Origin of the sequence: Pantoea sp. GbtcB22, assembly GCF_019091025.1 — a bacterium.
Taxonomy (GTDB): domain Bacteria; phylum Pseudomonadota; class Gammaproteobacteria; order Enterobacterales; family Enterobacteriaceae; genus Pantoea; species Pantoea leporis.
The window spans coordinates 1-232 of record NZ_JAGXKB010000960.1 but is presented as its reverse complement, the minus strand read 5'-3'; the positions used below and the strand labels follow the sequence as shown (position 1 = coordinate 232).

The following is a 232-nucleotide window of genomic DNA, read 5'->3' as shown; positions in this document are numbered from 1 at the left end:
CAGCACGTTTATTCTCATTCTCGCCAACACCTTTGCGCGCCGCACCATTGAGCTGCTGGTGGCGCACGCCGAGCGCGAATTTGTCGATTCAAAGTACAGCTTTATGCGGCTGATTAACCTGATGTATGATCTGGTCACTAGCCTGACCACCACGCCGCTGCGCTTGCTGAGCATGGTCGGCAGCTTGATCGCGCTGGCCGGATTTGCCTTCACGCTGATTCTGATTGTGCTG

The 232-nt window shown here is 55.6% G+C and carries 1 pseudogene; it reads left to right on the top strand.

Features of this window, described 5'->3' with window-relative positions:
* Positions 1 to 232, top strand: a pseudogene (locus KVT28_RS27170) (undecaprenyl-phosphate 4-deoxy-4-formamido-L-arabinose transferase); the annotation flags it as partial.